The 244-nt window shown below is 36.1% G+C and carries 1 protein-coding gene; it reads right to left on the reverse strand.

The features are described from left to right. On the reverse strand, positions 1-228 hold a 228-nt coding region (locus QP363_RS13400), incomplete at its 3' end, for a phage portal protein (protein ID WP_284764853.1). Positions 229-244 lie beyond the last annotated feature (16 nt).

The following is a 244-nucleotide window of genomic DNA, read 5'->3' on the forward strand; positions in this document are numbered from 1 at the left end:
ATGATCCGCCGTGCAGACGGTAACAAAAGATTTTCGTTCTCCGGTTCCATAATCTATATTATAGAAATTAACCGAATACAGAGAATTATCATGATAACTATCATCGTAAACAACAAAGGTTTGCTCCGTATTCAATTTAATCAGATTGATTCTTAACGATTGACCATCATCCTGTTCCACTGTTAGAAGCTCATAAGATCGTCCATAAATCGACAGATCCGTTTTCATTTGGACGTTATGATGT

Origin of the sequence: Corynebacterium sp. UMB6689 (assembly GCF_030215295.1) — a bacterium.
GTDB classification, from domain to species: domain Bacteria; phylum Actinomycetota; class Actinomycetes; order Mycobacteriales; family Mycobacteriaceae; genus Corynebacterium; species Corynebacterium aurimucosum.